This is a genomic window from Candidatus Aminicenantes bacterium (genome assembly GCA_026393795.1).
Taxonomy (GTDB): Bacteria; Acidobacteriota; Aminicenantia; order UBA2199; family UBA2199; genus UBA2199.
This window is the reverse complement of record JAPKZL010000012.1, coordinates 1-8,284: the sequence shown is the minus strand read 5'-3', so window position 1 is coordinate 8,284 and position 8,284 is coordinate 1. Positions and strand designations below refer to the sequence as shown.

General features: G+C 56.7%; 6 protein-coding genes. All 6 read right to left on the bottom strand.

Features of this window, described 5'->3' with window-relative positions:
- Positions 1-51: 51 nt before the first annotated feature.
- Positions 52-213, bottom strand: a complete 162-nt coding sequence (locus tag NTW95_00560; protein MCX6555917.1) for a hypothetical protein — start codon at positions 211-213, stop codon at positions 52-54.
- A 58-nt stretch (positions 214-271) separates the two neighbouring features.
- A complete protein-coding gene (locus tag NTW95_00555) occupies positions 272-2,395 on the bottom strand; it encodes an ABC transporter permease (protein ID MCX6555916.1) in 2,124 nt (707 codons plus the stop codon).
- A 12-nt stretch (positions 2,396-2,407) separates the two neighbouring features.
- Positions 2,408-4,801 carry an ABC transporter permease gene (locus NTW95_00550; protein MCX6555915.1) on the bottom strand — a complete coding sequence of 798 codons (2,394 nt, stop codon included), beginning with the start codon at positions 4,799-4,801 and terminating at the stop codon, positions 2,408-2,410.
- A gap of 39 nt (positions 4,802-4,840) precedes the next feature.
- On the bottom strand, positions 4,841-7,150 hold the full coding sequence (locus tag NTW95_00545; protein ID MCX6555914.1) for an ABC transporter permease: 2,310 nt from the start codon (positions 7,148-7,150) through the stop codon (positions 4,841-4,843).
- A 138-nt stretch (positions 7,151-7,288) separates the two neighbouring features.
- Positions 7,289-7,453: a hypothetical protein gene (locus tag NTW95_00540; protein MCX6555913.1), complete on the bottom strand. Its 165-nt coding sequence runs from the start codon at positions 7,451-7,453 to the stop codon at positions 7,289-7,291.
- Positions 7,454-7,518: 65 nt separating this feature from the next.
- Positions 7,519-8,208, bottom strand: coding sequence for an ABC transporter ATP-binding protein (locus NTW95_00535; GenBank protein MCX6555912.1), 690 nt, complete (start codon positions 8,206-8,208; stop codon positions 7,519-7,521).
- Positions 8,209-8,284: the final 76 nt, after the last annotated feature.

The window sequence follows — 8,284 nt, the reverse complement described above, 5'->3', positions numbered from 1 at the left end:
TTCCAGAACCGTGATTTGCAAAGTGATTTCTTTCATTTTAGTCCTCCTTGGTTATTCGTAACGCAGGCTGTCCACCGGGTTGGCGCGGGCGGCTTTGACCGACTGGTAACCCACGGTGAGCAGGGCGATGATCAGGGCGGCCAGGCCCGAAAAGAAGAAAATGCCGATACCGATCGTGGTGCGGTAGGCAAAAGTCTGCAGCCAGCGGTTCATGAAATAATAGGCCAGCGGCCAGGCGATGATATTGGCGATCAGGACCCATTTGCTGAATTCATTGGAGAGGAGAAAGATGATCCGGAGCGGCGAGCCCGAACAGTCCGAGGCAGGATATCAAGATGGCCAGCACGGCGAACGAGGTGAAAATCTTGTTGAATCGCTCTTCCGCCTGGTACATGCGGCCGAAGGATTCATCCAGGAAAAATGAATCAAAAGCCTGGCCGGGGAAAATCCGCTGCCACTTTGCCTTCAGCCTGGAAATGGTCTCCTGAATATGATTTGTAGAGAGGCGCAGGGAAATAAAAGCTGAGTTTTCCGGGGCGTTGGCGATTGCCAGCGGCTCGATTTTTTGATGCAAGGAGAGGGTATGAAAATCGTTGACGACCCCGACAATCTTTTTAGAAATCGTATTCCGCTGTCCATTTGCGCCGCGGGCCGATCGGGAGATGCTCTTTCCTATCGGGTCTTCCCAGCCCAGCTGCGCTGCTGCGGTCTCATTGATCAGCACGGCATCCGCGGGGTCTGTTTTCATGCCGGGCGAAAAATTCCTGCCCCGGACGATCTTGATGCCCAGTGCGGGCAGGAAATGGTCGTCGATTTCCATGAACTGCATGAGCAGCCCTTCTTTTTCAGTACGCCTTTCTGGAATGAAATTGGTTATCCTGAGACCCATGCCCGGCAATTCGGCAGACAAGCCCGCAGAAACGACACCCGGATCGGCGGCCATTTCGTCCCGGACCGTAGCGGGCGAAATCGTCTTGTTTTGCGGCAGGGTGAGCGCCAGCACCTGCTCCTTGTCGAATCCCAGGTTCTTGTTGCGTAGGAAACGCAGTTGTTCAAAGATGGTGAGCGTGCCGATGACCAGGGCGATGGATACGGCGAACTGGCCGACTACCAGAATTCTGCGGAACAGGGAGCTGGCGGCGCCGGCTTTCAGTTTGCCTTTCAGCGTCTGCGCCGGATCGAACGATGAAAGGAAGAACGCCGGATAGCTGCCGGCTACCACCCCGACCACTATGACAAACAGGGCGAAGCTCAGCAAGTACAAAGGCTGCAGGAAGATAGCGGGGGAAAATTCCTGGCCGCTGACCGAGCGCAGGATGGGCAGGGCCAGCGCTGCCAAAAGGCAGGCGAACAGCACGGCCAGGAAGGTGACAAAAAATGTCTCCCCCAGGAATTGCCTGATCAGAGAACCCCTCGACGCCCCCAGCGTTTTCTTCAAACCCACTTCCATGGCGCGATTGGCATAGCGGGCGGTGGCCAGGTTGATAAAATTGATGCAGGCGATGAACAGGATAAACAGCGCGACCCCGGAAAAAAGATAGACGGTTTTGATGTCGCCGATTTTGGAAAAATCCAAATCGAAATTCGAATGGAGATGGATGCGGGTTAGCGGCTGCAGGTAAAACTTCAGGCTGCCGCCGACCTTTTTCAGGTCCTTGCCTAATTTTTCATTGACCAGGCGCTCCATCTTGGCCGTGAATAGGTTCAAATCCGTTCCCGGAGCCAGAAGGATATAAGTAACAACGTTGATCTGGCCCCAGAATTCGGCCGCAGGCTTGTTTTCGGCAATCCAGGAGGCGAATGAGCAAAGGATATCGAAGTTGATGTGTGAATTGGCGGGTATGTTTGCCATCACGCCGGTGACCGCGTATTCGTGGCCGTCTCCGAATTTCAAGAGCTTGCCCAAAGGGTTCTCTGCGCCGAAATAGCGCTGCGCTGTTTTCTCGGTAATGACGGCGGAGTAAGCGGCGCTCAGTGCCGAGTGCGGATCGCCCTGGACCATCGGCAACGAAAAGACGTCAAGGATCGAGCTGTCGGCGAGAACCACCTGGTCTTCTCGGAATTCTCTTTCCCCGTATTTCACTATGGTGTTTCCGAATGGGGATACCCGTAGCGCATTCTCGACCTCGGGAAAAGACTGGCGCAAAGCCGGAGCCATGGGCGTGCTGGTGAGCGGAGCCGTCCGGGTCTGGCTGTTCAGCGTCAGCTCATGGTACAGGCGGTAGATCCTGTCCGCTTTCGAGTTGAAACGGTCAAAGCTGAGTTCGTTTTGCACCCAGACCATGATCAGGATGCAGCAGGCAATGCCCACGGCCAGACCGAAAATGTTGATGAAGGAATAGCCTTTGTGGCGGGCGATGTTGCGCCAGGCGACCTTCAGGTAGTTTTGAAACATGGCTCACTCCATTTATTCATATCGTAAACTCTCGACCGGATTTTGCCGGGCGGCGCGGGCGGCCTGCAGACCTACAGTCAACAGGGTCAGCAGCAAGGCAAAAGCTGTTGAGAGCAGGAAAATATCGATCCTGATCGTGGTGCGATAGGCAAAGTTCTGCAGCCATTGTTTCATGGCCCAGTAGGCCAATGGCCAGGCCAGTGCATTGGCCAGCAATACCCAGAAGACGAACTTGCCGGTCAGTAACAGCGCCAGGTTGGCAACCGAAGCGCCGAGGGTCTTGCGGATACCGATCTCCTTGGTGCGCTGCTCGATATGGAATGAGGCCAGGGCGAACAGGCCCAAACAGGAGATCAGCAGGCAGAGGGCGGAAAAGATGGCCGCCAGTTTCTGCTGTTTTTGGTCCTGCTCATAGAACCGGGCCAGCCGCTGATCAAGGAAGGAATAGGCGAAGGGATAGCCGGGGGCGAAGGTCTTCCATTGCGAACCCAGCGCTGCCAGCGTTTCCCGGATTTGTCCTCCGCGCAGGCGCACGTTGAGATACTGCGGTATCTCCCGCGGTTGAACGATAAATGTCGGCCGGACGTCGCGGTGCAGCGGGCTGTAATGGAAGTTGCGCACCACGCCGACCACGGTCCCGACTTGGTTACGCTTGCCGATGGCGTCTTTCCAGCCCAGGGCTTTGACCAGGTTCTCGGTGACGATGAACTCCATGGTGCCTTTCTCCATGTCCTGGGCGTTTGCCGGCCGTGAGAAATTGCGTCCGGCAACGATGTGAATCCCCAGGGTCTGGAAATAGTCCTTGTCGGCTTGCAAAGTACCGAAGGCGAAAATTTGCATCTCGCCCGTGTTGCTCTCCCACTGGAAGGCATTGCCGGTGAAGCCGCTCCCCGGCACGGAATCGGAAAAGGAAGCCGCGGCGACGCCGGGCAGGCGCAGGACTTCATTTTTATAAGCGCCGCCGCGCTTGCGCAGATTAGCATCCCCGACGTTGACCAGGATGACGGGGTCCTTGGTAAAACCGAGGTCTTTGCTTTTAATGAAGTTCAACTGGCGGTTCATCAGCAAGGTCAGGGCAATGGCGCCGATGGCGATGACGAACTGCACCACCAGCAGGCCCTGGCGGATGAAGCGTCCCGAGCGCTGGCCTCCCGATCTGGATGCCAGTGTTTTCATGGGGGAAATACGCGCCAAATAAAAAGCCGGATACAGGCCGGCCAGCAGGCTGACGATGATCCAGATGGCCAGCAAACCCAGCAGCAAAAAAGGGTTTGAAAAAATGTTCACCGCCAGTTTTTTCCCCACCACCTGGTTCAGCGGGGTCAGGGACAGAATGCCGTGTGCCAAAACGATCCCGGCCAGCAGGGCTAAAAAAACGAAAAACAGCGATTCTCCCAACAGATTAACCAACAGCTGTCCGTGGCTCGAGCCGATGACTTTTCTGACGCCGATCTCCTTGGCGCGCTTGCCGGCCCTGGAGGTGGTCAGGTTGACATAATTGACACCAGCCAGAAACAGGATCAACAACACGATCCCGCAGAACCAGAATAAAAAACGGGAATTTGCAGCGGCCTGGACACTGTCGATGCGGGATTGCAAGTGAACAGCGGTCAGGGGTTCCACCAGCGAGCGGTAATGGATGTGGTCCGTGGCTGCCATGAAGCGGTCGTAGAATTGTTTCGCTTTTTTATCAAAATCCGCTGCCGTGAATCCCGGGGCGAATAGAAAATACAGATCGTAGCCCATGTCCCCGGATAGCCTCGATGGCTGATAAAGCTCCGTCTGGTTGAGGCCCTTGAACTGGGTGGAAAAGGAGAGCAGGGCGGAAAACTGCAGCTGGTCGTTGTCGGGTGGGTCGGCCACCACTCCGGTGATTTCGAACTGGCCCTGGTTTTCTATTTCCAATACCTCGCCGAGCGAGTTTTTATGGCCGAATATTTTCTGGGCCAGGGTTTGGGTCAGCACCATGGTGTTGTCCCGGTTCAAAGCGTTTTTCCGATTCCCATACACAAAAGGATGGCTGAACATGTTGAAAATGCCGGGATCCGCCCAAATCAAATTTTCCTCGGAGAAAGCGCGGTCCTTGTCCTTGACCAGTATTTCGCCCAGATAGCCGATGCGGACAAGCGATTCGATTTCGGGGATGAAATCTTTCAGCAGCGGCCCGGCGCCCGGGTTGCAGCTGCTCTGGATGCTGGTCACGCCGCCGATGGTCATCTCCACGCCGTAGCGGAAAATGCGCCCGTGCTTTGTATGATGCTTGTCATAACGCAGTTCGCTTTGGACGAACAACAGGCCGATCAGGCAGCAGGCGATCCCCAGTCCCAGGCCGAAGATGTTGATCAACGAATGGAACTTGTCCCGGCTCAATCCCCTCAGGGTTTGTTTGACTAAATTTTTAAGCATGTTACACCTTAAAAGGCGCCATTTGCAGACCGGCCCCCTTTATTCATTTCGCAGGCTGTTCACCGGGTTGGAGCGGGCGGCGCGGATCGATTGGTAGCTCACGGTCAACAGGGCGATGCATAGCGCCAGCACACCGGAGAACAAGAACAATTCCCAACCCAGGGAGGCGCGGTAAGCGAAACTGCGCAGCCAACGGTTCATGAAAAAATAGGCCAGGGGCCAGGCGATGAGGTTGGCCAGCAGCACCAGCTTGAGGAACTCATTGGAGAGCAGGCGGCTGAGGTTGAGCACCGAGGCTCCTAGGACCTTGCGGATGCCGATCTCCTTGGTGCGCTGCTGGGTGGCGAACGTCGCCAGGCCGAGCAGCCCCAGGCAGGCGATGGCGATGGCCAGGATGGAGAACGCCGTGAGCAGCCGGGCCGTATTCCGTTCGGCATTGTAGTTCGCGGCAAATCGTTCGTCGAAGAATTCGTATTCGAAAGCCTGCCCTTTGGCGAGACGCCGCCAGGTGCTCTCGATTGAGCGCAGCAGGGCCGGAATATTGGCGGTGCGGAAGCGGACGGAGACCATCTTCCCGAACCCTTCGGGGCCGAAGCAGTGGAAGGCCAGCGGCCGGATCTCGTCGTGGAGGGACTGGAAGTGAAAATCCTTCATCACGCCCAGGATGGTGATCTTGGCTGGTTTATTTTCCCTGCCGATCATCAGGAGCAATTCCTTGCCGACCGGGTCGGTCAAGCCCAGGACCTTCACCGCGGTCTCGTTGAGGACCACGCCCTGCAGATCGCTCTGGCGGTCCTTTTCAAAGAAACGGCCGGCGGCCATCTTGATATCGTAAGTGTTCATGAAGCTTTCATCGGCGAACATCGTCCAGAGGATATACTGGGACACTCCGCTGCCCCCGGGCACATTGTAGAGATTATCGCCGAAGGCGGGGTCGCCCATCAGGTTCGCTGAATTGCTGACGGCCGTGATGTCGGGATTGCCGAGCAGTTCCTGCTTGAAGGCCTGGACCTGTTTGCCCAGGTCGTCGGTCTTTTTGACGACCAGCACCTGTTCCTTGTCGAAACCCAGCTTTTTATTCTGCATGTAGTGCAGCTGGCGGTTGATGACCAGGGTGCCGATGATCAGGACGATCGACATGGTGAACTGGAAAACCACCAGCAGGCTGCGCAGCCATGATTTGCCCTTGACTCCGCCCGGCTGTCCTTTCAATACCAGCGCCGGGCGGAACGAAGAGAGATAGAAGGCCGGGTAGGCGCCGGCCACCAGCCCGCTCAGGACCAGCAATGCCAGCAGGATCGGCAGCAGCCAGGGATTTCCCTGAATCACGATTTCCGAATTGGCGCCGGCCAGCTGGTTGAAGAACGGACGCAGCAGGACGGCCAGGATCAGGGCCAGGAGGATGGCCAGGAAACTGGTCAGCGACGATTCGAAGAGAAATTGCCGGATCAACTGGGCGCGGCCCGAGCCGATGGCCTTGCGGATGCCGATCTCGCGGTCCCGGGTGGCGGCGCGGGCGGTGGTCAGGTTGACGAAATTGACGCAGGCCAACAAGAACACTCCGAAAGCGACCAACGAAAAAAGGTACACGGTCGAAATATCGCCGTTGGCTTCCAATTCAAACTCGAGGTGCGAATGCAAATGGATGGCGGTGAGCGGCTGCAGGAAATAGCGATATTTGGCACCGCTCTTGAGCAATTGCTCCCAGGTGACGCCGAACATTTTCTCGAATTGCGGGCCGGCATTGCGGCGCACGAGTCCCTGGAGCTTATCTTCAACGTCCAGCACCGAGGCGCCCGGACGCAGCGTCAAGTAGGTATAGAAGTTGTTGCCGATCCAAGAGGTGCTGCGGCTGTTTTCAAATACGGCCAGCGAGCCCACGAAATCGTAGTGGAAATGGGACTGGCGCGGCACATCCGGCACCACTCCGGTTACAACGAGATCGCGGCGGTTGTCGGTGTTGATGGTCTTGCCGAGAGGGTCTTCGGTGCCGAAGTATTTTTTGGCCATGGAGCTGGTCAAGACCACGTAGTTGGCCTGGCTGAGGGCCGTGCGCGGATCGCCCTTGATGAACGGCGCGCTAAAGACGTCGAAAAAAGTGGGGTCGGCCCAGTAGAAGCGTTCTTCGCTGAAGACCTTGTCTTTGTAGCGCACCACCGGGGCGCCCCGGCTGCCGCCGAGAAAACGGACAACGGCCTCCACTTCCGGAATCTCCCGTTTCATGGCCTCGGCTAGGGGAGCGCACGATACCGGAGCTTCCATGGCTTTGTTATTCAAGGCGCCGATGATCCCGACGCGGTAGATGCGCTCGGCGTTGGCGTGGGTGCGGTCGAAACTGAGCTGATCGATGGCATAGAGCGTGATCAGGATGCAGCAGGCAGCAGGCGAGCCCGGCCGCGAACCCGAAAATGGTGATGAACGAGAGCCCCTTATGCTGGCGCATGTTGCGCAAGGCGGCTTTAAAATAGTTCTTGATCATGGTTTACCTCAATACTTTCCTGCGGTAGCGATCAGGAACGTGCTGGCCACCGCGATGAAAAGAAGAATATGGGTGATCAGCATCCTGGTCTTCCCCCGCTGCAGCCGGTGTTGGATGTCGATCTCTAGGGCGCCGAGATCAAGGGTTGGTTTTTTTAAAATATGTTGACTCATATTGCTCTCCTTCTTTTTTTGAGCTGCCGGTTTCCGCTCTGCGGTATCCGGCCTCCGCTTCGGGCTCAAACATGAAATTTCTGGTTGAAATTCTCGGTGACGATATGGCCGTCGAACAGGTGCACCACGCGCTGGGCGAATTCGGAGTAGGCGGGGGAGTGGGTGACCATGACGATGGTCGTCCCTTCGCTGTGCAGCTGCGAAAGGAGGTTCATCACTTCGTCGCCGTTGGCCGAATCGAGGTTGCCGGTGGGCTCGTCGGCGAGGATCAGCTTCGGCCGCGCCACCAGGGCGCGGGCCACGGCCACGCGCTGCTGCTGGCCGCCGGACAGCTGCTGGGGAAAGTGGTTCTTGCGCGGGATCAGCTGCATGCGCTCCATGACCTCGAGCACCTTTTTCTTGCGCTCGCCGCTCCCGACTTTCAGGTAGAGCAGCGGCAGCTCGATGTTTTCAAAGACGGTCAGCTCGTCGATCAGGTTGAAGCTCTGGAAAACGAAGCCGATGTTGGCCTTGCGCAAATGGGCGCGCTGCCGCTCCGAGTACTTGGAAACCTCGTGGCCGACGAAGTGGTACTCGCCTTCGCTGGGATTGTCGAGCAGGCCGAGGATGTTGAGCAGGGTCGATTTGCCGCAGCCCGAAGGCCCCATCACGGCCACGAATTCGCCTTCCTTGACCGAGAGGTTGATCTGGTTCAGCGCCGAGGTCTCAACCTCCTCGGTGGTGTAGATTTTTTTCAAATTTTTGGTTTGAATCATTTTATTTCTCCTTGATTTTATGTGGCATAACTTAATCAAAAACCAGGCGTTCGTTGTCACCGAAGTTGTCGTAACT

What these genes read in the sequence shown, in the direction of transcription:
- NTW95_00540 (MCX6555913.1), bottom strand. Translation starts at nt 7,453, where the DNA reads ATGAGTCAACATATTTTAAAAAAACCAACCCTTGATCTCGGCGCCCTA.
- NTW95_00560 (MCX6555917.1), bottom strand. Translation starts at nt 213, where the DNA reads ATGAACCGCTGGCTGCAGACTTTTGCCTACCGCACCACGATCGGTATC.
- NTW95_00550 (MCX6555915.1), bottom strand. Translation starts at nt 4,801, where the DNA reads ATGCTTAAAAATTTAGTCAAACAAACCCTGAGGGGATTGAGCCGGGAC.
- NTW95_00555 (MCX6555916.1), bottom strand. Translation starts at nt 2,395, where the DNA reads ATGTTTCAAAACTACCTGAAGGTCGCCTGGCGCAACATCGCCCGCCAC.
- NTW95_00535 (MCX6555912.1), bottom strand. Translation starts at nt 8,208, where the DNA reads ATGATTCAAACCAAAAATTTGAAAAAAATCTACACCACCGAGGAGGTT.